A 25,397-nucleotide genomic window follows, 5' to 3' on the forward strand; every position below is an offset into this window, starting at 1 on the left:
GGTATATGCCCGTATATCGGTGGGAGCAAGCCCTGACGGCGCAGACCTCCTCACTCCGGAGATGCGGCGGATTGACTCGGATCAGCCGGATTTCTATAAGAACAAAACAGGAACTTATGGCGAGTTTTGAAGCTTCATGAGCGCAGCGGCGGAGACGCTGGCCGCGCTGCGGACGGCTGTCGCCCGCATCGAGGGCCATGTCGAGGACGGGCTCGGCGAAACCGCGCGGATCGCGTTCGGGGTTCCGGACATCGACGCCGCGCTCGGCGGCGGGCTGCGCCGCGGCGCTTTGCACGCCGTGTCGGGAGCTTCCGCCGCAGGCTCCGCGGCGGCGACGGGATTTGCGGTCGCGCTGGCGGCGCGAGCGGCGCTGAAGGGGAGGGCGGTGCTTTGGATCAGGCAGGACATGGCGGGACGCGAGAACGGCGAGCCGTGGCCGGTCGGCCTCGCGGAGCTCGGGCTCGATCCGGCGAGGCTCGTCATGGTGCGCGCCGCAGACGAGGGGGCGGTGCTGAAGGCGTCGGAGGCGGCGCTCGCCTGTCGGGGGCTTTCGGTCGCGCTGATCGAGCCGTTCGGGCGCCTGGCCGCGTTCGACCGGGTGGCGGTGCGGCGCCTCTCGCTCGCTGCGGGACAGTCCGGCGTGACCGGGCTGATCGTGCGTGCGGGCGCCCCCTCGCTCGCGGTTCCCGTGGGGTTTTCGGCGGCCGAGACGCGCTGGCGCGTGAAGCCGGTCGCCTCGGGCGCCGGCGAGGACTGGGGGCGGCCTCGTTTCGCGGCGGAGCTCGTGCGCAATCGCCGTGGCGACCTCGGGCGCTGGACGCTCGGATGGAGCGGCGATGAGCGCAGCTTCAGCCTCCTCGATCGCGGGCGTTTCCTCGCCGCTCCCGAAGACGAGCGGGCGGCGGATTCTCGCGATCGTGCTGCCCAGCCTTTCGATCGACCGGATCAGGCGGCGGGAGGCGGCCGCCGCCTCCCGCTCCGGCGAGCAGGATGATCGTCCGCTCGTCGTCGTCGACCGGGTCGCGAACGCGCTTCGGATCGCGACGCTCGACCTGCGGGCGGCGCAGGCCGGCTGTCGGCCCTGCATGCCGCTCGCGGAGGCGCGCGCCGTCTGTCTGGACGTCCGCGCCGTTCCCGCAGACCCCGGCGCCGACGCGCTTCTGCTGGAGGGGATCGCCGACTGGTGCGAGCGCTACACGCCGCTGGTCGCGCTCGATCCGCCCTCGGGTCTGCTGCTCGACGTCTCCGGCTGCGCGCATTTCTTCGGGGGCGAAGAGGCGCTGCGCGCCGACGTGGTCGCGGCCTTGTCCGCACGTGGCTTCGGGGTGCGCGCCGCGGTGGCGGATACGCCGGGCGTCGCCCGCGCGCTCGCCCGCTTCACGGCCGGAGACAGGACGGAGGAGGACGAGGCCGCTGTTCTGGGCGGCCTGCCCATCGACGCGCTCGATCCGTCCGAGGACGTCCGCATCGGCCTGCTGCGCGCCGGATTGACGAGCGTCGGCGCCGTCGCGCGCCGGGGGCGGGGAGAGCTTGCGGCGCGGTTCGGGGCCGCCCTCGTCGACGCCCTCGACCGCACGCTCGGCCGCACCGACGCGCCGATCTCGCCGCGGCGGCCGGCGCCGTCGCGTCTGGTCGAGCGCCGCTTCGCCGAGCCGGTGCTCGCCCTCGACGCGGCGCTTGCGGCGCTCAGGGCGCTCGCGGACGCGCTCGGCCGGAGGCTGGAGGCGGCCGGCGAAGGCCTCAAGGCGGCGGAGGCCACGTTCTTCCGCACCGACGGCCGGGTCGCGCGCATCGCGGTCGCTTTCGGACGCGCGACGCGCGACCCGGACCTTGTGCTCCGGCTGCTGCGCGAAAAGCTGGACGCGCTCGCCGACCCGCTCGATCCGGGCTTCGGGTTCGATCTCGTGCGGCTGTCGGCGCTCGCCGTCGAGACCCTCGCTCCCGAGGCGCGCAGCCTGGACGCGGCGGGCGACGCGGACCAGGCCGTCGTCGCCTTGATCGACCGTCTCGCCGCCCGCCACGGCCGGCGGCGGATCCTGCGTTACGCGCCGCACGACGCGCATCGGCCGGAAGCCGAGGCGCGGGCCGCACCCGCCCAGGCCGCTTCCGCGACGTCGTGGCCCCAGCCGTTCGAGAGCGAACCGCCGCGCCGCCCGCTCAGGATGTTTGCGGCCCCCGAGGCGATAGACGTCATCGCCGAGGTTCCGGACGGCCCTCCGGTCCGTTTCGTCTGGCGGCGCGTGACCCATGCGGTCGCGCGCGCGGAAGGGCCGGAACGCATCGCGCTCGAATGGTGGCGGCAGGACGCGGCGGCGCTGACGCGGGACTATTTCCGTGTCGAGGACGCCGAAGGCGCCCGCTTCTGGCTCTACCGCGACGGGCTCTATGTGCGCGAAGTGGAGCGCCCGCGCTGGTTCCTGCACGGCCTGTTCGCATGAACGGCTTCGTCGAGCTCGCCGCGACGACAGCCTTCTCCTTCCTGCGCGCGGGCTCGCGGCCGGAGGAGTATGTCGCCGCGGCCGCCTTCCACGGCATGCAGGCGATCGGGATCGCCGACCGCAACACCGTGGCGGGCGTGGTGCGCGCCTATTCCACTTTGCAGAACAAGGAGCTGCCGCAGCCCGTCCCGAAGCTCGTCGTCGGCGCGCGGCTGGTCTTCACGGACGGGACGCCTGATGTCGTGGTCCATCCGCGCGACCGGGAGGCGTGGGGGCGGCTCTGCCGGCTGCTCACCATCGGCAAGGCGCGGACCGAGAAAGGCGGCTGCGATCTCGGCTTCGCCGACCTCATGGAATGGGGCGACGGCCTGCTCGCGATCGTCATGCCGCGGGCTAGGATCGACGCGGCGACTGAGGCCGCGCTGAAGGCGCTGGTCGACGTCAGGCCCGGCGACGTCTGGCTCGGCGCGACCATGCCGCGCCGCGGCGACGACGCCCGGCGGCTCGCCCGGCTGAAGCGCCTCGCCGCCCGCTGCGGCGCGCCGCTCATTGCGACCAACGAGCCGCTCTACCACACGCCCCACCGCAGGCCGCTGCAGGACGTCGTCACCTGCATCCGCGAGGGCGTGACGCTCGAACAGGCCGGCCGCCTGCTGGAGGCGAACGCCGAACGACATCTGAAGGCCGGCGCCGAGATGGCGCGGCTGTTCCGCGACGCGCCCGGGGCGATCGCGGAGACGCTGCGCTTTGCGGAGAGGATCGTGTTCAGCCTGGAGGATCTCAGATACGCCTATCCCGATGAGCCGGTGCCGCCCGGCAAGACTCCCCATGGCCATCTGAACGACCTGGTCCGGGAGGGCCTCCAGCGCCGCTATCCTGAAGGGGCGCCGCGCAAGGTGGTGGATACGGTCGCCAAGGAGCTCGCGCTCATCAAGCGCCTCGACTACGCGCATTATTTCCTGACCGTCCACGACATCGTGGCCTTCGCGCGGAGTCAGGACCCTCCGATCCTGTGCCAGGGCCGCGGCTCGGCGGCGAACTCCGCGGTCTGCTACGTGCTCGGCGTCACGGCGGTCGATCCGGCCGAGATGGACCTGCTGTTCGAGCGCTTCATCTCGCCGGAGCGGCTGGAGCCGCCCGACATCGACGTCGATTTCGAGCACGAGCGGCGCGAAGAGGTCATCCAGTACATCTACCGACGCTATGGCCGGGAGCGCGCGGCGCTCGCCGCGACCGTGATCCACTACAAGCCGCGCAGCGCCATCCGCGAGGTCGGCAAGGTCTTCGGGCTCACCGAGGACGTGACCTCGGCGCTCGCCAACACGGTGTGGGGCAGCTGGGGCGACGGGCTGAGCGAGGCCCAGGTGCGCCAGGCCGGCCTCGACCCAGCGAACCCCTATCTCGGCCGGACGGTCGAGCTCGCCTCGGAGCTCGTCGGGTTCCCGCGCCATCTCTCCCAGCATGTCGGCGGCTTCGTGCTGACGCAGGAGCGGCTCGACGAATATGTGCCGGTCGGACCCGCCGCGATGGACGACCGCACCTTCATCGAATGGGACAAGGACGACATCGACGCGCTGAAGATGATGAAGGTCGACGTGCTCGCGCTCGGCATGCTGACCTGCATCCGCAAGGCCTTCGATCTTCTGCGCCTTCATGGGCGCGGAGATTTCGACCTCGCCTCCGTGCCGCGGGAGCAGGAGGACGTCTACGCCATGCTGTCGCGCGGCGACTCGCTCGGCGTGTTCCAGGTCGAAAGCCGGGCGCAGATGAACATGCTGCCGCGGCTGAAGCCCCGGACGTTCTACGACCTCGTCATCGAGGTCGCGATCGTGCGGCCCGGCCCGATCCAGGGCGACATGGTGCACCCCTATCTCAAGGCGCGGGCATGCGACCCGGACACGATCGTCTATCCCGGTCCCGGACCCGGGCACGACCGTGACGAACTCAAGAACGTGCTGCAGAAGACCCTCGGCGTGCCGCTGTTCCAGGAGCAGGCGATGCGGATCGCCATGGTCGCCGCCAGGTTCACGGGCGAGGAGGCGAACGGCCTCAGGCGCTCGATGGCGACCTTCCGCAACATCGGAACGATCGGCGCGTTCCGTGACCGGATGGTCGGGAACATGGTCGCGCGCGGCTATGAGCCGGACTTCGCCGAGCGCTGCTTCAAGCAGATCGAGGGGTTTGGCTCCTATGGCTTCCCCGAGAGCCACGCGGCGAGCTTCGCGCAGCTCGTCTATGTCTCGTCATGGCTGAAACGCCGTTATCCGGCGGCCTTCGCCTGCGCGCTGCTGAACGCCCAGCCGATGGGGTTCTACGCCCCCGCCGAGATCGTCCGCGACGCGCGCGAGCACGGCGTCGAGGTCCGCGGGGCGGACGTCGCGGTCAGCGTCTGGGACAACGCCCTCGAGCCGCGCCCGGACGATGCGCTGCGGCTGAGGCTGGGTTTCCGCCAGATCGACGGTTTCCGCGAGGAGTGGGCGGAGATGCTGGTCAAGACGCGCGAAGGCTGGTTCGGCTCGATCGAGGAGCTGCGGCGCCGCACGCGCCTGCCGAAGGCGGCGCTGGTCAGGCTCGCCGACGCCGACGCCTTCCGCTCGATGGGGCTCGACCGGCGCGCCGCGCTCTGGGAGGTGCGGCGGCTGGCCGACGACGTGGCGCTGCCGCTGTTCCAGGCTGCCGACGCCGCCGATCAGGGCGAGGAGGAAGCCGCAGTCGCGCTGCCGGAGATGGCGCTGTCGGAGCACGTCGTCGCCGACTACCAGACCACGCGGCTGTCGCTGAAGGGCCACCCCATGCAGTTCCTCCGCACGCTGTTCAGGGCCGAGGGCGCGGCGACCTGCGCCGAGACCAGGTCGGCGCGCGACGGACGGCGGCTCACCACGGCCGGGGTCGTCCTGGTGCGGCAGAAGCCCGGCAGCGCCAAGGGCGTCGTGTTCATGACGATCGCCGACGAGACCGGCGTCGCCAACGCCGTGGTCTGGCCGGCGGTGCTGCTGCGCTTCCGCAAGGAGGTGATGGGCGCGCGGCTGATCGCGATCGAGGGTCGCGTCCAGCGCAGCCCGGAGGGAGTGGTGCATCTGGTCGCCGAACGGCTTGTCGACCGGACCTCCGAGCTGTCGCGCCTTTCGGAACGCAAGCTGTCCCCGCCGCTCTCCCGGGCAGACGAGGTGATCAACCCGCCGCCCGACCGCTCCCAGCGCCCACGCATCCACCCGCGCGAGGTGCGCATCCTGCCGAAGTCGCGGGACTTCCACTGATCGCCCGAACCCCCTACGGCCGTCGGGGTTGCTTCCCTTCCGCGGGCGGGCTTAAGGCTTTGGCGTTCGGTGCCTGCCCTCGGGCGGGAGAATCGGAAACGCGGTGAAACTCCGCGGCGTGCCCGACGCTGTAAGGGGGACTGCCCGGCGATACGCCACTGGCTTCGGCTGGGAAGGCGCCGGGCGGGACGAACCCGAGCCAGAAGACCGGCCGAACACAACAGCCATGACCGCGCGGACGGCGGGACCGGCGTTGCATTCGCGAGGAGCGAAGCGATGTCGTTCGCCAATCCGTCCTCGGGCGCGCCCGTCGACGCAATGCGTTCAACGCCCCGGGAGGGGGAGGGAGCGTCCGAGCCCTCGGGGCTGTCGCCGGCGCAGCCGTTCTCGCGCGCCGAACGCGCCGCGGTCTATCGCGCGATCGAGACCCGGCGCGACGTGCGCGACGAATTCCTGCCCGAACCCGTTCCCGACGACGTGCTGCTCCGCATCCTGCAGGCGGCGCATTGCGCGCCGTCCGTCGGGCTGATGCAGCCGTGGAACTTCATCCTGATCCGCGATCCCCGGCAAAAGGCTGCGGCGCACGATCTCTTCACGCGAAGCAACGCCGAGGCCGAAGCCCTGTTCGAGGGCGACCGCGCGGCGCTTTACCGCTCGCTTAAGCTCGAAGGCATCCGCAAGGCGCCGCTCAACATCTGCGTCACCTGCGACCGGTCGCGCGGCGGGCCGGTGGTGCTCGGCCGGACGCATCAGCGCGACACCGACCTCTACAGCGCAGTGTGCGCGGTGCAGAACCTGTGGCTCGCCGCACGGGCCGAGGGGGTCGGCGTCGGCTGGGTCAGCATCTTCGATCCCGACGACCTGAGGCCGCTGCTGGGCCTGCCGTCCGAGGTCGTCGTGGTCGCCTATCTCTGCGTCGGCTATGTCGACCGCCTCTATCCGCTCCCGGAGCTCGAGGCGAAGAACTGGGCGAGGCGGCTGTCGCTGGACGACCTCGTCTTCGAGGGGCGATGGGGGAGGCGGGACGCCGTCGACTGACCATGCGACGCGCTGCGCGGCCGTCACGCGTCCCCAGTTCCGCAGGCGCCAGGCCTCAGTGGCTGATCATCCAGGGTCTGGCCTTCGGGAAGCTCTTCGCCGCGCTGGCGGCGGACGCCGGGATTTTCAGGCCGCGGCCGGAGCAGCAACCGCAGCCGGGCGCGTGCGAAGCCTTCCGGGGCTCGTTCGATGAGCGCTCGTTCGTCGCCGCGGCGCGCCGCCGGGTCTGGTCCATGCCGGCGATCGCCGGCGCCGTCAGCATCACGCGCGGCGCGTCCGTCCCGCAGTCGGGACAGGCGAGCGGGTCCTGATAGGCGGCCATCGGCCGAAGCGCGGTGAAGACGCCGCAGTCGGCGCAGGCGTAGTCGTAGACGGGCATCTCTGGTCTCCGCGACAGCTGCGGTCGGGTCGGATCGTGACGCGTCATCCCGGACGGCGGCGGCGCCATCGTCCGGGATGACGGCAAGTAAGCTTCGTCAGAGGTCCGGCGCGAGCGGCATCTGGATGGAGCCGTCGAGGAACTTGGTCGGACCGGCCGCGCCCGGGTTGATGTCGAACTCGAAGATCTTGGTCGGAATCCAGAGCGTCGCGCAGGCGTTCGGGATGTCGACGACGCCGGAGATGTGGCCCTGCACGGGCGCGGTGCCGAGGATCGAATAGGCCTGCGCGCCGGAATAGCCGAACTTCTTCAGGTATTCGATCGCGTTGAGGCAGGCCTGCCGGTAGGCGACGCCGACGTCGAGATAGTGCTGGCCACCCTGCTCGTCGACCGAGATGCCCTCGAAGATCAGGTAGTCGTCATACTTCGGCGTGATCACCGACGGCTTGAAGATCGGGTTCTTCACGCCGTATTTCGACATGCCGTCCTTGATCAGGTCGACCTTGATGTGCACCCAGCCGGCCATCTCGATCGCGCCGCAGAAGGTGATCTCGCCGTCGCCCTGGCTGAAGTGCAGGTCGCCCATCGAGAGGCCCGCGCCCGGCACATAGACGGGGAAGTAGATCTTCGAGCCGCGCGACAGATCCTTGATGTCGCAATTGCCGCCATGCTCGCGGGGCGGAACGGTGCGCACCGCTTCCGCGGCCGCCTTGTCCTTCGCCTCTCCGGTCAGCCGGCCCATATGGGCGGTCGGCCCGAACGGCTTGGTGCCGAGCGCGGGGATGCGGTTCGGCTCGCTGTCGACGAACGGGATTTCGCGGTCGTTCCAGGTCTTCAGCAGCTTCGGGTCCGGCAGGCAGCCGATCAGGCCGGGATGGATCAGACCGGGGAAGCGGACGCCCGGAATGTGCCGCGACTTCGTGAACATGCCCTCGAAGTCCCAGATCGACTTCTGGGCCTCAGGGAAATGCTCGGTCAGGAAGCCGCCGCCGTTCTGCTTGGAGAAGAAGCCGTTGAAGCCCCACTGGCTCTCGGCCTTGGCGCCGATGTCGAGCAGGTCGACGACGAGCAGGTCGCCGGGCTCCGCGCCCTCGACCGCGATCGGGCCGGACAGGAAGTGCACGATGGTGAGGTCGATGTCGCGGACGTCGGAGGCGTCGTCGTTGTTCTTGATGAACCCGCCGGTCCAGTCATAGGTCTCGATGATGAAGTCGTCGCCGGGCTTCACCGTCGCGACCATCGGGATGTCGGGGTGCCAGCGGTTGTGCACCATGTCGTTGTCGTAGGCCGACTGCGACAGGTCCACCTTGATCAGCGTCTCGGTCATGTTTCTCTCCCTCCGAAAGTTTTGAAACGGGCTGTTCAGCTCGCGAGCAATTCCTTGAGCGCGTCGTCGAGGATCTTGATGTCGTCGGGGCTGGTGCCCGGGCCGCCGGCGAAATGGCCCCACCAGGTGTCGATCGTGCGCAGCTCGGCGTTCGGCATCGCGGCCGCCTCGATCTCGTTATCGGCCGGCGGGAAGTAGAGGTCGGTGGAGGCCGGCATCAGGATCGCCTTGGCGCGGATCGCGCCGAGCGCGGCCTTGATGTCGCCCTTGAAGACCTCGTTCGCGCTGATGTCGCCGTTCTGCCAAGTCCACAGCATCGTCAGCAGGTTGTTGGCGTCGCGCTCGTAGAACAGGCCTTCCCAGAACCCGACGAGGAAGTCCTCGAGCGAGGCGTAGCCCATGTGGGTGACGTCCGCCTCGAGACGGTAGAAGGTCTGCGACAGGCCCCAGCCGGCGTAGACGCGGCCGAAGGCGCGCAAGCCCTTATAAGGCGGGCTCTCGTACCAGCCGTCCTCGTAGGCGGCGTCCGCCTGCAGCGCGGCCTTGGCGCCTTCGAGGAAGACGAAGTTGTGGCGCGAGCATTTGGCGGATCCCTGAAACGGCAGGATCCGCGGGACCATGTCCGGATAGAGCGCGCCCCAGTGATAGGTCTGGAGGGCGCCCATCGACCAGCCGGTGACGAGCGCGAGGGTCTCGATGCCGAAATGCTCGGTGACCAGCCGATGCTGCGCCTTGACGTTGTCGTAGGCGGTCACGTTCGGGAAGCGCGGGCCGTTCCACGGCGCCGGCGTGTTGCTCGGCGACGACGACAGACCGTTCCCGAACATGTTCGGAATGATGATGAAGTACTTCTCGGGATCGAGCGCCATGCCGGGCCCGATCAGCCACTCGTTCTCGGTGTGCTGTCCCGAATACCAGGTGGGATAGACGATCGCGTTGTCTTTCGCGGCGTTCAGGGTCCCGAAGGTCTTGAAGGCCAGTTTGGCCGAGCGGAGCGTCTTGCCGCATTGAAGGACGAAGTCGCCAAGTTCGAAGATTTCGTAGTCAGCCATCATCTGCTCCGTCACACCGACAGGTATTTGGCGACCTTCGCCTCATCGACGGCGTCGCGTTTCTCGTCGTGGACGATCTCGCCGTTCTCCACGACCAGCACCCGGTCGGCGACGTCGAGCGCGAAGCTCAGGACCTGCTCGGAGACGACGATGGACAGGCCGCGGTCGTCGCGGATGCGGCGGAGCGTGCGGGCCATCTCGCGGATGATCGAGGGCTGGATGCCTTCGGTCGGCTCGTCGAGCAGGAGCACCTTGGGCTTGGTCGCGAGCGCGCGGGCGATGGCGAGCTGCTGCTGCTGCCCGCCGGAGAGGTTGCCGGCGCGGCGGCCCTTCATCTCCAGCAGCACCGGGAACAGCTCGTAGATGTCGGACGGAACGTTGCGCTCGCCGGACGCCACGAGCCCGGTCTCGATGTTCTCCTTCACCGTCATGGTCGAGAACACCATCCGGCCCTGCGGCACGTAGGCGACGCCCTTCTTCACCCGCTGATGGCTCTTCAGCCCGTTGATGTCCTCGCCGCCGAGCCGGATCGCGCCAGCGGTCGTCGGCAGGATGCCCATCATGGTCTTCATCAGCGTGGTCTTGCCCATGCCGTTGCGACCCATGATCGCGACGATCTCGTTCGGCGCGACCGTGAAGTTCATCCCGTGCAGGACTTCGCTCTGTCCGTAGGAGACGCGCAGGTTTTCGACGTCGAGCATCGTGGTCGCTCCCCTCAGTGGCCGAGATAGACTTCGACGACCTTCGGGTCGTTCTTGACCTTCTCCATCGAGCCCTCGGACAGGATCTTGCCCTGGTGCAGGACGGTGACCTTGTGGGCGATGTCCTCGACGAACTTCATGTCGTGCTCGATCACCAGCACGGAGCGGTTCTTGATGATGGTGTTGAGCAGCTCCGCGGTCTTGATCCGCTCGCTCACGCTCATGCCGGCGACCGGCTCGTCGAGCATCAGCAGCTCCGGATCCTGGATCAGCAGCATGCCGATCTCCAGCCACTGCTTCTGCCCGTGGCTGAGGAAGGCGGCGTTGTCGTGCAGCCGGTCCTTCAGGAAGATGATCTCGGCCACCTCCTGCACCCGGTCCTTCACGGCCTGATCGCGCTTGAAGGTGAGCGCGCCCCAGACCGAGCGGCCCTTGGGATAGGAGATCTCGAGGTTCTCGAAGATCGTCAGGTCGTCGTAGATCGACGGCGTCTGGAACTTGCGGCCGACGCCGGCGAGCACGATCTGGCTCTCGCTCATCTTGGTCAGCTCCTTGTCGCGGAAGCGGATGGAGCCGGAGCTCGCGGCGGTCTTGCCGCAGATCAGGTCGAGCACGGTGGTCTTGCCGGCGCCGTTCGGGCCGATGATCACGCGGATCTCGTTCTCGTCGACGTAGAACGACAGGTCGTTGACCGCCCTGAAGCCGTCGAACGAGACGGTGAGGCCTTCGACCGAGAGCAGGTAGTCCTTGGGCTGCGCGCCGATGGGGGGCATGGGCTGGTCCTCACTCGGCCGGAGCGGTTGAAGACTTGCCGGCTTCCCACGCCGGGTCCGACGGCTTGCCGCGCAGTTTCAGCACGCGATCGACGGTCGGCTGGACGTAGTCGCGCCAGATGCCGGCGAGGCCGTTGGGGAAGAACAGCACCGTCGCGATGAACAGGGCGCCGAGGCCGAGCAGCCAGAGCTGCGGGAAGCTCTCTGACAGGCTGGTGCGGGCGAACGACACCGCGAGCGTGCCGTAGACGGCGCCGAACAGCGAGAAGCGGCCGCCGACCGCGGTGTAGATCACCATCTCGATCGACGGCACGATGCCGGTGAGCGAGGGCGACATGAAGCCGACCTGCAGGGTGAACATCGCCCCGCCGATCGCCGCGAACACGCCGGCGAGGCAGAACACGAAGATCTGGAAGTTCGCGACCGAATAGCCGGAGAACCGCACCCGGTCCTCCTTGTCGCGCATCGCGACGAGGATGCGGCCGAGCTTCGAATCCCGCACGAACATCGCGATCAGGATGACGCCGAGCAGAAGGACCGCGTTGACGAAGTAGAGGATGAACTTCGCGCTGTCCGTCCGGATGTCCCAGCCGTGAAGGGTGCGCAGGTCCGTGATGCCGTTGACGCCGCCGGTGTAACCCTGCTGCCCGATGATCAGGATCGTCATGATCGCCGCGATCGCCTGCGTGATGATCGCGAAATAGACGCCGGACACCCGACGCTTGAACATCGCCGCGCCGATCACGAAGGCGAACAGCGCGGGCACGACGAGGATCAGGATCAGCGTCAGCGGAAAGGAGTGGAACGGCTGCCAGAAGTACGGAAGCTCGGTGATCTGGTTCCAGTCCATGAAGTCCGGGATGCCGGGTGTGGACTGGATCTTGGTGTTCTCGACCGACGACGCCTCGAGCTTGAGGTACATCGCCATGCCGTAGCCGCCGAGGGCGAAGAACACGCCCTGGCCGAGCGACAGGATTCCGCCGTAGCCCCAGCACAGCACCAGGCCGAGCGCCGCGAAGGCGTAAGTCAGGTACTTGCCGACGAGGTTGAGGCGGAACCCGTCGAGCGCGAACGGGAACACGACGAGCAGGAGAAAGGCGAGGACGGCGAGGAACAGGACGTCGCGGCGGCTGAGGAAGGCGAGCTTCATGGGCGTCTAGCTCCTCAGCGCCGGACTTTGAGGGTGAAGAGCCCCTGCGGGCGCAGCATCAGGATCGCGACCACCGCAAGCAGCGTGATCACCTTCGCCATCGAGCCGGAGAGGAAGAACTCGAGCGTCGACTGGGTCTGCGAAATCGTGAAGGCGGAGGCGATGGTGCCGAACAGGCTGGCCGCGCCGCCGAACACCACGACGAGGAAGGTGTCGACGATGTAGAGCTGGCCCGAGGTCGGCCCGGTCGAGCCGATCATCGTGAAGGCGGAGCCCGCGATCCCCGCGATGCCGCAGCCGAGGCCGAAGGTCAGACGGTCCACCTTCTCGGTGTCGATGCCGACCGCGCCCGCCATGACGCGGTTCTGCACGACGGCGCGCACCTGCTGGCCCCAGCGCGAGCGGAAGATCAGCAGATAGACGGCGATGGTGATCAGGATGGTCAGAGCCATCACGAGCAAGCCGTTGATCGGCACCTCGATCGAATCCGTGACCTGGAGGGAGCCGAGCATCCAGTCCGGCAGGTTCACGCCGACCTCGCGCGGGCCGAAGATGGAGCGGTAGGCCTGCTGCAGGATGAGGCTGAGGCCCCAGGTCGCGAGCAGCGTGTCGAGCGGGCGCTTGTAGAGCCGCTTGATCAGCGCCCATTCCACCAGCATCCCCAGACTGCCCGAGGCCACGAAGGCGAGCGCCATCGCGACGAAGAAGTAGATCCCGAACAGCGAGGGCAGGTAGGCGGCGAAGAACTCCGAGCAGAGCCAGGTCATGTAGGCCCCGAGGATCATGAACTCGCCGTGGGCCATGTTGATGACGCCCATCTGGCCGAAGATGATCGCGAGGCCTAGCGCCATCAGGACATAGACGGAGAACAGGATCAGCCCCGCGAAGCCCTGCATCGCGAAGATCGAACCGAGGTCGCCGAGGGAGTAGTCGCCGAACATGGATGTCTCCGCTTCCGCTCTCGCGGCGTGTCTTCAGGAGGAGGCTCGTCATGGTCCGGCTTGACCGGGCCATCCATGCCGGGCGTGGAGCTCGACGCCCGGCATGGGTCCTCCGGTCAGGCCGGAGGACGGCGCGGCGTTTGAGACGGGGCGGCGGCGCAGCCCCGTCTCGTCAACTCACTGGTAGCCCTTCGGGAACGGGTTCGGCTCGATGAGTTCGGGGCTCTCGTAGACCACCTTGAACTGACCGTCCTTCTGGGCGAGGCCGACGCGGGTCTTCGACCAGAGGTGGTGGTTCTCGTGGATCTTGACGTAGCCTTCCGGCGCCTTGGTGAATTCGATCCCGGGCGAGGCCGCCGCGATCTTGTCGACGTCGAACGAGCCGGCCTTCTCGACGGTGAGTTTCCACAGCCACGGCCCGAGATAGGCCGCCTGGGTGACGTCGCCGATGACGGTCTTCTCGCCCCACATCTTCTTGAACGCCGGGACGAACTCCTTGTTGTTCGGGTTGTCGAGCGACTGGAAGTACTTCATGCAGGCGTAGGCGCCCGCGATGTTGTCGCCGCCGATGCCGTCGATCTCGTCCTCGGTGACGGAGATCGTCATCAGCGTCTGCTTCGACATGTCGATGCCGGCCGCCTTCAGCTGCTTGTAGAACGCGACGTTCGAGCCGCCGACGATGATCGCGTAGATCACGTCGGGCTTCTTCAGCTTGATCTTGTTGATGACCGAGTTGAACTGGGTGTGGCCGAGCGGGAAGTAGTCCTCGCCGACGACGCTCGTGCCCGTCATGTGGTTTTCGATGTGCTTGCGCGCGATCTTGTTCGAGGTGCGCGGCCAGATGTAGTCGGAGCCGAGCAGGTAGAAGGTCTTGGCGCCCTTCTCCTTGGTCACCCAGTCCAGGCCGGCGAGGATCTGCTGCGTCGCCTCCTGGCCGGTGTAGATGACGTTCTTCGACTGCTCGAGGCCTTCGTAGAAGGTTGGATAGTACAGCATGCCGTTATACTGCTCGAAGACCGGCAGAACGGCTTTGCGCGAGGCGGACGTCCAGCAGCCGAAGACCGCGGCGCACTTGTCGTTGACGAGAAGCTTCTTCGCCTTCTCGGCGAAGGTCGGCCAGTCGGAGGCGCCGTCCTCCTGGATGAAATTGATCTTGCGGCCGAGCACGCCGCCCGCGTCGTTGATCTGGCTGATCGCGAGCTTCTCGGCCTGCACCGAGCCGGTCTCCGAGATCGCCATGGTGCCGGTGACGGAGTGCAGGATGCCGACCGTCACGTCCGTGTCGGTCACGGCGAGGCCGGTGGTGTTGATCGCCGCGGTCGCCGGGGCGTCGGCGAGCGCGATCCTCGGCAGAAGCCCGGAGAGCGGCACGGCGGCCATGCCCATCAGCAGCCGCCGACGCAGCCTGGAATGCGTTCCGTCGTCGTTCCCCGCCATCGAACTCTCCGTCTGGAAACGCCTCTCGGTTGGAGGCGACGGAAGCTGACGTCGATTTTGCACTGCAGCACATACGTCGGTTGACGTATGTTCGACCGCGATCGCCGGCCCCTATCGTGCGTAAGCGCGCGCAGGGGCGGCCGCGCGCGACGCCGCGCTTTCCTGGTCAAGCGGCTGGACGGCAAGCTTTTTGCGTCGCAGGTGACGACGGCTTACAGCGATCGGCGGACATCCGCCGGGAAATACGAGCCGGCGGGGATGTCGAGCGGGGGGCTATCACAGAGATGACGGACCGACTCCGGATCGTGCCCGTCCGCCGGCGGTACAATCAGTGGGTCGCAGACGAAACGCTCGAGGATTACGCGCTCCGTTTCACGGCGAAGCGCGCCCGGCGCTGGTCGTCCGTGCGCGTCGGCAACACCGCGCTCGGGGCGGTCTCGTTCCTCGCCCTGGAGGCGATCGGTGGCGCGATAACGCTCAGCTATGGCTTCGAAAACGCCGTGGCCGCGGTCCTCGTCGTCTCGGCGCTGATCTTCTTGACCGGCCTGCCGATCGCCTATTACGCCGCCCGGGACGGCGTCGACATCGATCTGCTGACGCGCGGCGCCGGCTTCGGCTACATCGGCTCGACCGTCACCTCGCTGATCTACGCCTCGTTCACGTTCATCTTCTTCGCGATCGAAGCCGTGATCATGGCGCTCGCGCTGGAGCTCTGCTTCGGTCTTCCGCTCGGCCTCGGCTATGTCGTGAGCGCGATCGTGGTGATCCCGATCGTCACCCATGGCATCACCTGGATCAGCCGGTTCCAGCTCTGGACGCAGCCGGTCTGGATCGTGCTCCACCTCGTGCCGCTCGGCTTCATCGCCGTGCAGGACCAGGCGGCGTTCGCCCAGTGGACCGGCTTTACGGGCTCGCACGGCTCGGCGGACCACCTCAACCTCGTCGCCTTCGGCGCGGCGAGTTCGGTGGTGTTCGCGCTGGTCGCCCAGATCGGCGAACAGGTCGACATCCTGCGCTTCATGCCGGTGCGGTCCCGCGAGAACCGGGTCGCATGGTGGTCATCGCTGCTGGCGTCGGGAGCCGGCTGGATCGTGCCGGGCGCGGTCAAGATGCTGATCGGGTCGTTCCTGGCGGTGCTCGCGCTCCGCCATGGCGTGGCCGCCGGCCGGGCGAGCGAGCCGACCCAGATGTACAACGTCGCCTTCGGCTACGTGACGTCGCAGCCGCAGGCGGCGCTCGCCCTGACCGGCGCCTTCGTCGTGCTGTCGCAGCTGAAGATCAACGTGACCAACGCCTATGCGGGCTCAATCGCGTGGTCGAACTTCTTCTCGCGCCTGACCCACGCCCATCCCGGCCGCATCGTCTGGCTGGTGTTCAACGTCGCGATCGCGCTGATCCTGATGGAGGCCGGGATCTACAAGACGCTCGAGCACACGCTCGGGCTCTACTCGATCGTGGCCGTGGCCTGGGTCGGCGCGCTGGTCGCCGATCTCGCGGTCAACAAGCCTCTCGGGCTGTCGCCGCGCGGCGTCGAGTTCAAGCGCGCGCATCTCTGGGACATCAATCCCGTGGGCGTCGGCGCCATGCTGCTCGCCACGCTGGTCGCAATGCTGGCCTATGCCGGGGCGTTCGGGCCGACGCCCCAGGGGTTGGCGCCCTTCGTCGCGCTCGCCGTCGCCTTCGTCACCGCGCCGGCCATCGCGGCGCTGACCAAGGGACGGTTCTACCTCGCGCGAAAGCCCCGGGCCGACTGGCGGCTGAGACCGTCGATCCGCTGCGTGATCTGCGAGAACGGTTTCGAACCCGAGGACATGGCGCACTGTCCAGTCTACAGCGGGCCGATCTGTTCGCTCTGCTGCTCGGTGGACGCCCGCTGCCGCGACGGCTGCAAGCCGCATGCGCGGTTCCAGCGGCAGCTGGTCGACGCGCTGACCTCAGTGCTGCCCGACTGGGCGGTGGGCGGTCTCAACTCCCGCACCGGCCATTATCTCGGCGTCATGACCCTGCTCGGTTCGGTGCTGGCGATGGTGCTCGCGCTGGTCCACTTCCAGGCCGTCGCCGAGGCGCCGGCGGAGGCCGGCGTGATCGCGGGCGCCCTGTCGGCGGTGTTCCTGATCCTGATGATGATCGCGGGCATCGCCGCCTGGCTGTTCGTGCTCGCCCATGAAAGCCGCGAGTTCGCTCAGGATGAGAGCTCCCGCCAGACCGCGCTGCTGGTGCGCGAGATCGACGCTCACAAGCGCACCGACGCGGCCCTGCAGCGGGCCAAGGAGGTGGCGGAAGCCGCCAACCTCGCCAAGAGCCGCTATGTCGTCGGCATCTCCCACGAACTCCGCACCCCGCTCAACGCCGTCATGGGCTACGCCCAGCTGCTCGACGCCGACGACACGCTGCCGCCGCGCGGGCAGAAGGGCGTGCGCGTGATCCGGCGCAGCGCGGAGCATCTCTCCGGGCTGATCGACGGTCTGCTCGACATCTCCAAGGTCGAGGCCGGCCGGTTGCAGCTGACGCGGGACGAGATCCGCGCCCACGACTTCATGGACCAGCTCGCGGACATGTTCCGCCTTCAGGCCAACGCCAAGGGCATCGACTTCCGCTTCGAGGGCGCCGAGACCCTGCCGGCGGTTGTGCGCAGCGACGAGAAGCGGCTCCGTCAGATCCTGATCAACCTGCTGTCCAACGCGGTCAAGTTCACAGAGTCAGGCGGCGTCAGCTTCCGCGTGTCCTATCGCAGCCAGATCGCCGAGTTTGAGGTCGCCGACACCGGCATCGGCATCCGCGAGGCCGATCTCGCGCGCATCTTCGAGCCGTTCGAGCGCGGCGAGATGACCCGCGCCCAGCTTCAGCCGGGCATGGGGCTCGGGCTGACCATCACCAAGCTGCTGGTCGAGATCATGGGCGGCGACATCACGGTCGTCAGCAACGCCGGCCTCGGCAGCACGTTCAGGGTGCGGCTGATGCTGTCGCAGGTCGCCTCGCCCCGTCCGATTCCGATCCCGCAGGCGAGGGTGGTGAGCTATGAGGGCCCGCGCCGCCTGATCCTGGTGGTCGACGACGACGGCGACCACCGCGAGCTGATGCGCGAGACGCTGGAGCCGGTCGGCTTCACCGTGATCGCCGCGCCCGACGGCGTCGCCGCGCTCACCATCGTCGACGAATGCGCGCCGGACCTGTTTTTGGTCGACATCTCGATGCCCGGCATGTCCGGCTGGGACGTTGCGCGGCGGCTGCGCGAGACCGGTCACGCGGCGCCGATCGTGATGCTTTCCGCCAATATCGGCGACAGCGCCTCGAAGCCGGTCAACCCGCCGGACACCGACGGGGCGCTGTCGAAACCCTGCGACCTGACCGCGCTGCTCGACCGCGTGCGCGACCTGCTCGACCTGACCTACGCCTACGACGCCCCCGACGTCGTCGCGCCGAGCCCCGCCGGCTCCGTCCGCCCGAGCGAACGGCACGTCGAGGATCTCAGGCGCCTCGGCGAGATCGGCTATGTCCGGGGCATCGAGGCCAAGCTCGCCGAGATCGAGGAGTCCGACGCCGACGCCGGGTCCTTCGTCGCGACCGCGCGCGATCGCATCCGCGCGTTCGACCTCACGGGCTACATGGCGCTGCTCGGGGCCCGCGCGGCCCGGGAGACGGTCGATGAGTGAGACCGATCCGCCGACCGTGGTGCTCGTGGTCGACGACAGCCCGGAGACGCTCGGCATGCTGACGGAGGCGCTGGAGCGGGTCGGCTGGACCGTGCTGGTCGCCCCCGGCGGCGCGGAGGCCCTGCGCGTGGTCGAGCGCGTCACGCCGGACATCGTGCTGCTCGACGCCGTCATGCCCGGCATGGACGGCTTCGAAACCTGCCGGCGGCTGAAGACGCAGCCCGGCCTCGCCCATGTTCCGGTGATCTTCATGACGGGCCTGCGCGAGACCGGCCACATCGTGGAGGGGCTGGAGGCCGGCGGCGTCGACTACGTCACCAAGCCGATCTCGCTCGACGAGATGATCGCGCGCATCCGGGTCCATCTCGCCAACGCCCGGCTCACCAGCAGCGCGCGGGCGGCGCTCGATTCGACCGGCCGGTTCCTGCTCGCGGCCGGCTCCAACGGACGGCTGCGATGGTCCACCCCGCAGGCCGCCCGCCTGCTCGCGACGGTGTTTCCCGACTTCAACCCCGAGGGGTTCGACCTGCCGGACCCGGTTCGTCTCTGGCTCGCCGCCCGGGCCGAAGGGCGCAGCGACCACCAGTCGGCGCAGCTGCCCGGCCCCGCCGGCGGACCGCAGCTCACGCTGAGCTTCATCGGCCGCATGGAGCGGGACGAGACCCTGCTCCGCATCACCGACGACAGCGCCTCGAGCGAGCTCGGCGCCCTGAAGGACCGCTTCGGCGTGACGACCCGCGAAGCGGAGGTGCTGCTGTGGATCGCCCGCGGCAAGGCGAACCGCGACATCGCCGAAATCCTCGGCATGAGCCCGCGGACGGTGAACAAGCACCTCGAGCAGATCTACGTGAAGCTCGGCGTCGAAAACCGCGCCGCCGCCGCGGCGACCGCGGTGCGATCGCTGGGGTAGCAGTGGCTGGATAAAGTGTCGGAGACGGAGGGAGACGGCCTGGCGGCTCTGCAACCATCACATTTTCAGGCGTTTCTTCATCCGTCGGTCGACCGGAAGATCTACCTTCCGAAGGGCGCCAGGCCGGCGTCATCGGCGCATTCTGCTGTTGACCGATCATGATAGATACGCCGCCTTAGCCGCGAAGCCGACGGAGCAAGCGGGCCACGCAGATACGTGGAGGCAGGAAGTGCGGACGGCGGACGTCGATATAAGGCAGATCAGGGTGTTCCTTGCTGTCGCCCAATGCGGCGGGTTCTCGGCCGCCCAGGACATGCTTAGCCTCGCGCAGTCCACCATCAGCGCCGAGGTGGCGGCGCTGGAGGCGCGCCTTGGCTACGTGCTGTGCCGGCGCGGACGCGGGGGGTTCCAACTGACGCCGCAGGGCGAGGCCTTCGTGGCGGACGCCACCACCCTGCTCGCCGCGCTTTCGAACTTCGAGACCAATGTCGCGAAGCAGCGCAAACAGGGTCTCGGCGCTGTCCGGGTCGCGATCATCGACAACCTGGTGACGGACCCGATCTGCCCGCTCATCCCGGCGCTCGACCGGTTCCACGGCCGCACCGGCGGCCGCGCGCACATCGCGATCGACGTGCTGGGGCCGAGCGAGATCGAGCATGGCGTCGCGTCCGGCAAGATCGATCTCGCGATCGGCATCTTCGCCGAACCGTCGCCGCAGCTCGCCTATCACACGCTCTACCAGGAGCGGGACGTGCTGGTCTGCGGCCGGCGCCATGCGCTTTACGGCGAGACCGACGACCTCGAACTGTTCTCGCAGGTTCGCGGGGCCGAGAAGGTCGTGCGCAGCTTCCTGAGGCTGCAGGACTTCTTTTTCCTGAGCGACCAGCGCGACAGCATCACCGCGCATGTGGACAGCGTGGAGGCGGCGGCCCTGCTGATCCTCGCCGGCCACCACATCGGCTTCCTGCCCGATCATTACGCCCGCCGCTGGATCGAGAACGGCGAGATGCGCGTCCTGTTGGAGAAGAGTTACACGCGGATCTCCAAGCTGATGCTGGTCCACCGCAAGGATGCGTCGAAGCTCAGCGCGCTGGCCGCCATCCTCATCCGCGAGCTGCTGGGCGATGCATCGCGGACGCCGATGAAACGATTGACGTTCGCAGATTGAACGAGGGACGGCGGCGGCGGATCGTCTCGATGATTTAAAGCCTCCGTCCGGAACACGACATGCCGCTGCGCCTCCACGGCCGAAGCTCACCGCCGCCGACATCCATCGACGCGCGACCGTATCGCTGGCCGCATGGGCAAGATCTCGCGCCCACGGCGACCGCCCTGATCATCATCGATATGCAGCGCGACTTCTGTGAGCCGGGCGGATACATCTCGACGATGGGATACGACGTCGCGCCTGCGCAGGCGCTCATCCCGCGCATCGCGGCGTTGCGGGACGCCGTGCGCGCGTGGGGCGGGCTGGTGGTCTACACCCGTGAAGGCCATCGCTCCGATCTCAGCGACCTCGTCTCCCATAAGCTGTTCCGATCGCGGGCCGGGGGAGGCGAGATCGGATCCCGCGGCCCTCTCGGCCGGCTCCTCGTGCGGGGCGAGCCGGGCTGGGACATCGTGGCGGCGCTGACGCCTGCGGACGGCGAGCCGGTCGTCGACAAGCCGGGTTTCAGCGCGTTTTACGCGACCGACCTTGACCGGATTCTCGGCGCCCGCGGCGTACGCCATCTCATTATCTGCGGCGTCACGACCGATGTGTGCGTCCACTCGACCCTTCGGGACGCAGTGGATCGGGGCTACGAGCCGCTGCTCGTCTCCGACTGCTGCGCCGCGACCGACACGGCCAACCATGTCGCGTCGATCGAGACGATCTGCTCGGAAGGCGGCATCTTCGGCGCCGTCGCCTCGAGCGCGACGATCGCAAGCGGGCTGTGGGAGGCCGTTTCGGGCTGACGGCCGCGTCTCAGGCGGCGGTCGCTGGATCAATCATCAGCGGCGCGATCTTCAGTCGGCCGTCTGCGCCGCGCGCGGACAGATGTTGGTGCGCCTTGCGGGACGCCGCGTCACGGACGATGTCCGTCTCGGCGTCCGGTATCTGCCCCGCGGGCAGCACCCCGCGCGCCGCGAGCATGTCCTGCAGGGCCTCAATCCAGCGGGTGTAGTAATCCTCATCGCCCGCGAGGCTGGCTGTCGTCTCATACGCGCCGATGCGCGCGATCAGCGCCTGCTGGAACTCTTCGAGCGTGAAGACCCCCCGCTCCGACAGGGCGAGCGTCATTGCGAAGGCCTGCGCTTCCCACGGCTGCCCGAAGGCGGCTGCCTGCTGCGTCGGCGGCGCGAGCGTGCGATCGAAAGCGTGAGCCTCGTCCATGGCTGCCTCCCCTAGACCTGAACACGCGCAACGCCGATCATGGCGTCGCGCGTGACGATGTCGGCGAGCTCGGCCTCGGTCAGGCTCTCCGTTCCCGCGGGGCGCTCCGGCAGCACGAGGTAGCGGATCTCCGAAACGCTGTCCCAGACCTGGATGGTGACGTCGTCGCCGAGCGAAAGCCCCATTTCCGCCAGCACTTTGCGCGGCTCGCGGACCGCGCGGGAGCGGTAGGCGCTCGATTTGTACCAAGCCGGCGGCAGCCCCAGAATCGTCCACGGGTAGCAGGAGCAGAGGGTGCAGACGACGATGTTGTGCAGCGTCGGGGTGTTCTCCACGACATGGAGATATTCGGTCTCCGGGCCGCCGAGTCCGAGCTCCGCGCAGGCGGACAGTCCGTCCGCCAGCAGCCGCGCCTTGAAGGCGGGGTCTGTCCACGCCCGCGCCACCACCCTGGCGCCGGACTTCTGTCCAATCTTGTCCTCGTAGTAGGCGACGATCTCGTCGACGCGGGAGGACGAAAGCACGCCCAGCTCGTTCAGGATCGATTCCAGCGCTTCCGTGCGCACCGCCTGCCAGGGCTTCGCGGCGCGGTGGTCGTGGTGAGGATCATGGTCGTGGCCGTCGTGATCGTGTCCGCTCATGCGACTGCGGCCTCCAGGTCCAGATAATCTTCGCTGAGGTCGACCCGAACGACGGTGTTGGGTTCGGCGGCGTCGCCCCAGACCTCCTCGCTGGTGAACGCGACATTGTAGACCGGCTGCAGGTTCTCGCCCGCATTGTGGGCGCGGGTGTCGGGATAGACCCAGGCCTGGGCGTTCACCACCGTTACGGTCCCGACCTTGTCGCGGACGTAATGGGTCAGCCGGGTGTGTCCGGCGGGCTGGTGGTTGCGCACCCGCACCCGATCTCCGACTGCGAACTTCGGCGCAACCTCGACGTCCTTGCGCCACGCGCCCCAGGGAATTCGCCGCTCGTCAGGCAACGGCCAGCCGCGATCAGCGGGATCGACCGGAGCGACCTCGCCATCGGCGCTCTGCGCGATCCGCTGGTCGACCTCGGCGCGCCGCACGACGCCCTTGCGGTTCAGGATGCGCTCCATCGCGAACAGCCAGCGGCCATAGTAACCGTCGGTCAGGTAGGCGGCGGCGTCCATCAATTCGATCTCGTGCCGGTGCTCGTCGAGATTGTAGAGGCCGGTCGTGTCCATCACCTGCGTGATGGCGTAGACGCGCCCCTCCCAACGAGCGTGGAACACCGGTTCGTTCGGCTCCACGGCGACCGGGCCGAACCCATGCAGGCCGCCCATGTCATGGATCCCGTTCATGCCGCCTCCGTGCAGGCTATCCGCTGCTCGATCAAACTCTTCGCGATTCGATAAGGTCTTCGATCCGCCGCTGCAGCGCCAGCGTCTCGGGCGCATAGCGATCCTTCGGAATCGCGTCGGTGCGTTCGTCCAGCAGAACGCTCATCGGGCGGCCGCCCAGCACGATGACGCGGTGGCCGACCATGATCGCCTCCTCGACATTGTGGGTGACCATGACGAAGGTCGTGCGCGTGCTCGCCCAGATCGCGCGCATCAGCTCCTGCATCCTCCGCCGCAGCGCCACGTCGAGCGCGCTGAAAGGTTCGTCCAGCAGCAGCACCTTGGGATCGACCATGAGCGCGCGGGCGATCGCGGTCCGCTGGCGCATGCCGCCCGAGAGCTCGCGGGGATACTGGTCCGCCGCGGCCTCCAGGCCGACATGGCGGAGCATCGCCTCGACCCGCCCGCGCTTCTCCTCGCGCGTCCCCTCGCAGTAGGGCAGCCCGAAGGCGACGTTCCGGCGGACGGTCAGCCAGGGATAAAGGTTGTTCTCCTGGAAGATCATGACGATGTCGGATGTCGGCGCCCTAAGCCACTGGCCCTGGAACAGCACGCCGCCGGTGTTCTCGGCGCGGGCGAAGCCTCCGAGCGCCCTGAGCAGAGTCGTCTTGCCGCAGCCGGAGGGGCCCAGCAGGCAGGTGATCTCGCCGCGGGCTATCTCCAGCGAAAAGTCCATGATCGGCGACCGCGCCCCAGCGTCCGCGCCTGGAAACGTCACGGTGAGGCGATCGACCTTAAACGCGGGATCCTGGAGCGGCGGCGGAGCCAACATGATCAGATCCGCCACCACAGCACTCGGGTGGCGATCATGGCGAGCAGGCGGTCCACGATGAAGCCCGACACGCCGATGATCGCCATGCCGAACATGATGAGCTCATTGTTGAACAGGTTCCGACCCATCATGATGATGGCGCCGAGGCCGTCGCGCAGCCCGACCATCTCCGCGACCAGCACCGCCATCCAGGCCGCGATGAAGTTGGTGCGCAGCAGCGTGAACACGCCGGGAAGGATGGCGGGGAGCACCACCCGGAACCAGCGATCCACCGGACCCGCGCCGAGATTTCCGGCGATGGTTGTGAACTCCTCCGGCAGTCGGCGGATTTCTGCGAGCGTCGCGATTGTCAGGATGAAGTAGACACCCATGAAGACGATGAACACCGCGGTGACGTTGGAGATGCCGAACACAACGATCGCGGTCGGAATCCAGGCGATCGGCGCGATCGGCGCAAGCACGTAGAGCAGCGGCGTCAGGCACCATGTGGCGACCTTCGATAGGCTGAGCAGGGCCCCCGTGACGATCGCCGCGACGAAAGCGATCCCCATGCCGGCGAACACCCGGAAGAAGGTGGATGCGATGCTCTGCGCGAGCGGCGCCGCCTGCGAACCGAGGCCGATGCGGAACCCGCTCTCGGCTACGGAGGAGATGAAGCGGCTCGGCGGCGGCAGCACCGAGGTCAAAGCCACGCCTCCTCCGGACCCGAGATACTCCCATAGCCCCAGCAGCAGCGCGAGCGTGCCCGCGCCGAAGATCGCCGGAGCCAGGGAGGCGGCGCGGGTCATTTTTGCAGGGACGTGATCATGTCGAGACGGAAGATGTCAGAGGCCTTGGTCGCGCCTTTGACATAGCCGAGCTTGGTCAGGTCGGTCACGACGCTCTGGATTGAGTCCACGTCGGGAATGAAGGAGACCGGCGCCGGCGCCGATTTGAAGGCCTGCAGAAGCACGGCCGGCTTGACGCGGAAATACGTGCCTTTGGTCAGCAGGTCGACGGCCTTCTCCGGCGTCTCGTTGATGATCTTGGCGCCACAGATCAGGCCGCTGAGATAGCCCCTCACGACCTCCGGCCGTTCCGCCAGCGTCTTGTCCAGCACGCTCACCACCGTGTTGGGGGAGTACGTGGTCCAGGTCTGGGCGTCGGTCGTCAGCACGACGGCGCCCTTATCGGCGACCATTTCGGTGGTGTAGGGCTTGATGTGGCTCAGGATGTCGACCTGCCCCGCGCGGAACGCCTCGACCATCGCGAGCAGGTCGTTGAAGTAGACGAACTCGGTCGCCGCCGGGTCGATGCCGGCCTTTGCGAAGGCGCGCGTCAGGATCAGCTCCAGCGTGTCGCCCTGCAGCGTCGCGATCTTGAGCTTCGGCTTGCCCGCCGCGATGTGCGCCTTGACGTCGTCGAGCGTCTTCAGGCCCGAGGCCTTCTGAGCGATCACCTCGATCACGCCCCAACCGCCGGCGGCCGCGACCACGCGGATCGGCACGCCGCTGTTGGCGGCGAAGAATGGCAGCGTGAACGGGTTGGTGCTGAAATCGATGGCGCCGCCCGCGAGCGCGGCATTGTTGTCGCCGGGGTTGGCGAAGAACACCGTCTCGACGTCCAAGCCTTCCTTCTCGAAGCAGCCGCTCTCCTTGGCTACGAACAGCGGCGCCATGTCGATGGCGACGAGGTGGCCCGCCTTCACCTTGACCAGCGCCGCCAGGGCGGGCGCCGGCGCGATCATACCAGCAAGAGCCAGGCCCAGGCCGGCGACCCCGGCGAACAGGGCCTTCGTGCGCAGCGCAGGTCGTGAGGCTGTCATGATGCTGGTGTCCCGCGGAAGTGGTTTG

At 68.1% G+C, this 25,397-nt stretch carries 22 protein-coding genes and 1 riboswitch; of the genes, 8 read left to right on the plus strand and 14 right to left on the minus strand.

The window, feature by feature from the left end; all coding sequences use genetic code 11:
• Positions 1 to 136: 136 nt before the first annotated feature.
• The 4 genes from PKE75_RS08285 (at position 137) to bluB (ending at position 6,733) form a co-directional block, all read left to right on the plus strand.
• Positions 137 to 994 (plus strand): ImuA family protein, encoded by an 858-nt coding sequence (locus PKE75_RS08285; protein ID WP_271168238.1) that lies wholly within the window; start codon positions 137 to 139, stop codon positions 992 to 994.
• On the plus strand, positions 918 to 2,438 hold the full coding sequence (locus PKE75_RS08290; protein ID WP_271168539.1) for a Y-family DNA polymerase: 1,521 nt from the start codon (positions 918 to 920) through the stop codon (positions 2,436 to 2,438). The genes PKE75_RS08285 and PKE75_RS08290 overlap by 77 nt, the downstream gene beginning before the upstream one ends.
• Positions 2,435 to 5,695, plus strand: coding sequence for an error-prone DNA polymerase (locus PKE75_RS08295; protein WP_271168239.1), 3,261 nt, complete (start codon positions 2,435 to 2,437; stop codon positions 5,693 to 5,695). The genes PKE75_RS08290 and PKE75_RS08295 overlap by 4 nt, the downstream gene beginning before the upstream one ends.
• Before the next feature lie 50 nt (positions 5,696 to 5,745).
• Positions 5,746 to 5,925: riboswitch (cobalamin riboswitch) on the plus strand.
• Positions 5,926 to 6,013: 88 nt separating this feature from the next.
• Positions 6,014 to 6,733, plus strand: a complete 720-nt coding sequence (gene bluB / locus PKE75_RS08300; protein WP_271168540.1) for a 5,6-dimethylbenzimidazole synthase — start codon at positions 6,014 to 6,016, stop codon at positions 6,731 to 6,733.
• 55 nt (positions 6,734 to 6,788) lie between these two features.
• On the opposite strand, the gene PKE75_RS08305 is transcribed toward bluB, so the two are convergent.
• From PKE75_RS08305 to urtA, 8 genes are all read right to left on the minus strand, one after another.
• Positions 6,789 to 7,112 carry an FmdB family zinc ribbon protein gene (locus tag PKE75_RS08305; protein WP_271168240.1) on the minus strand — a complete coding sequence of 108 codons (324 nt, stop codon included), beginning with the start codon at positions 7,110 to 7,112 and terminating at the stop codon, positions 6,789 to 6,791.
• A 97-nt stretch (positions 7,113 to 7,209) separates the two neighbouring features.
• A complete protein-coding gene (gene fmdA, locus PKE75_RS08310; protein WP_271168241.1) occupies positions 7,210 to 8,439 on the minus strand; it encodes a formamidase in 1,230 nt (409 codons plus the stop codon).
• A 35-nt stretch (positions 8,440 to 8,474) separates the two neighbouring features.
• A complete protein-coding gene (locus PKE75_RS08315) occupies positions 8,475 to 9,491 on the minus strand; it encodes an alpha/beta fold hydrolase (protein ID WP_271168242.1) in 1,017 nt (338 codons plus the stop codon).
• An 11-nt stretch (positions 9,492 to 9,502) separates the two neighbouring features.
• Positions 9,503 to 10,192, minus strand: a complete 690-nt coding sequence (gene urtE, locus PKE75_RS08320; RefSeq protein WP_271168243.1) for an urea ABC transporter ATP-binding subunit UrtE — start codon at positions 10,190 to 10,192, stop codon at positions 9,503 to 9,505.
• A 14-nt stretch (positions 10,193 to 10,206) separates the two neighbouring features.
• A complete protein-coding gene (urtD, locus tag PKE75_RS08325) occupies positions 10,207 to 10,965 on the minus strand; it encodes an urea ABC transporter ATP-binding protein UrtD (protein WP_271168244.1) in 759 nt (252 codons plus the stop codon).
• A gap of 10 nt (positions 10,966 to 10,975) precedes the next feature.
• Positions 10,976 to 12,115: an urea ABC transporter permease subunit UrtC gene (urtC, locus tag PKE75_RS08330; RefSeq protein ID WP_271168245.1), complete on the minus strand. Its 1,140-nt coding sequence runs from the start codon at positions 12,113 to 12,115 to the stop codon at positions 10,976 to 10,978.
• Between the two features lie 14 nt (positions 12,116 to 12,129).
• The gene (urtB, locus tag PKE75_RS08335; protein ID WP_271168246.1) at positions 12,130 to 13,056 is read right to left on the minus strand and encodes an urea ABC transporter permease subunit UrtB; all 927 of its coding nucleotides are present in this window, start codon (positions 13,054 to 13,056) and stop codon (positions 12,130 to 12,132) included.
• A gap of 177 nt (positions 13,057 to 13,233) precedes the next feature.
• Positions 13,234 to 14,493 carry an urea ABC transporter substrate-binding protein gene (gene urtA, locus PKE75_RS08340; RefSeq protein WP_271168247.1) on the minus strand — a complete coding sequence of 420 codons (1,260 nt, stop codon included), beginning with the start codon at positions 14,491 to 14,493 and terminating at the stop codon, positions 13,234 to 13,236.
• A 284-nt stretch (positions 14,494 to 14,777) separates the two neighbouring features.
• On the opposite strand from urtA, the gene PKE75_RS08345 reads away from it, so the two are divergent.
• The 4 genes from PKE75_RS08345 (at position 14,778) to PKE75_RS08360 (ending at position 21,012) form a co-directional block, all read left to right on the plus strand.
• Positions 14,778 to 18,146 carry an ATP-binding protein gene (locus PKE75_RS08345; protein WP_271168248.1) on the plus strand — a complete coding sequence of 1,123 codons (3,369 nt, stop codon included), beginning with the start codon at positions 14,778 to 14,780 and terminating at the stop codon, positions 18,144 to 18,146.
• Entirely contained in the window at positions 18,139 to 19,056 is a 918-nt protein-coding gene (locus tag PKE75_RS08350) for a response regulator transcription factor (RefSeq protein WP_271168249.1), read from the plus strand. Before PKE75_RS08345 ends, PKE75_RS08350 begins: the two co-directional genes overlap by 8 nt.
• Before the next feature lie 229 nt (positions 19,057 to 19,285).
• Positions 19,286 to 20,224: a LysR family transcriptional regulator gene (locus PKE75_RS08355; protein ID WP_271168250.1), complete on the plus strand. Its 939-nt coding sequence runs from the start codon at positions 19,286 to 19,288 to the stop codon at positions 20,222 to 20,224.
• 59 nt (positions 20,225 to 20,283) lie between these two features.
• Entirely contained in the window at positions 20,284 to 21,012 is a 729-nt protein-coding gene (locus PKE75_RS08360; protein WP_271168251.1) for a cysteine hydrolase family protein, read from the plus strand.
• Between the two features lie 10 nt (positions 21,013 to 21,022).
• On the opposite strand, the gene PKE75_RS08365 is transcribed toward PKE75_RS08360, so the two are convergent.
• The 6 genes from PKE75_RS08365 to PKE75_RS08390 are packed head-to-tail and all read right to left on the minus strand — an operon-like array spanning position 21,023 to position 25,369.
• Positions 21,023 to 21,430, minus strand: coding sequence for a nitrile hydratase accessory protein (locus PKE75_RS08365; RefSeq protein ID WP_271168252.1), 408 nt, complete (start codon positions 21,428 to 21,430; stop codon positions 21,023 to 21,025).
• A gap of 11 nt (positions 21,431 to 21,441) precedes the next feature.
• Entirely contained in the window at positions 21,442 to 22,071 is a 630-nt protein-coding gene (nthA, locus tag PKE75_RS08370) for a nitrile hydratase subunit alpha (protein WP_271168253.1), read from the minus strand.
• Positions 22,068 to 22,754, minus strand: a complete 687-nt coding sequence (gene nthB, locus PKE75_RS08375) for a nitrile hydratase subunit beta (protein ID WP_271168254.1) — start codon at positions 22,752 to 22,754, stop codon at positions 22,068 to 22,070. The genes nthA and nthB overlap by 4 nt, the downstream gene beginning before the upstream one ends.
• 31 nt (positions 22,755 to 22,785) lie before the next feature.
• Positions 22,786 to 23,580 (minus strand): ABC transporter ATP-binding protein, encoded by a 795-nt coding sequence (locus tag PKE75_RS08380; protein WP_271168255.1) that lies wholly within the window; start codon positions 23,578 to 23,580, stop codon positions 22,786 to 22,788.
• Positions 23,568 to 24,353: an ABC transporter permease gene (locus PKE75_RS08385; RefSeq protein ID WP_271168256.1), complete on the minus strand. Its 786-nt coding sequence runs from the start codon at positions 24,351 to 24,353 to the stop codon at positions 23,568 to 23,570. Before PKE75_RS08385 ends, PKE75_RS08380 begins: the two co-directional genes overlap by 13 nt.
• Complete coding sequence (locus PKE75_RS08390) at positions 24,350 to 25,369, minus strand: ABC transporter substrate-binding protein (RefSeq protein WP_271168257.1); 1,020 nt, start codon at positions 25,367 to 25,369, stop codon at positions 24,350 to 24,352. The genes PKE75_RS08385 and PKE75_RS08390 overlap by 4 nt, the downstream gene beginning before the upstream one ends.
• Positions 25,370 to 25,397: the final 28 nt, after the last annotated feature.

Source organism: Hansschlegelia plantiphila (assembly GCF_027922265.1).
GTDB classification, from domain to species: Bacteria; Pseudomonadota; Alphaproteobacteria; order Rhizobiales; family Methylopilaceae; genus Methylopila; species Methylopila plantiphila.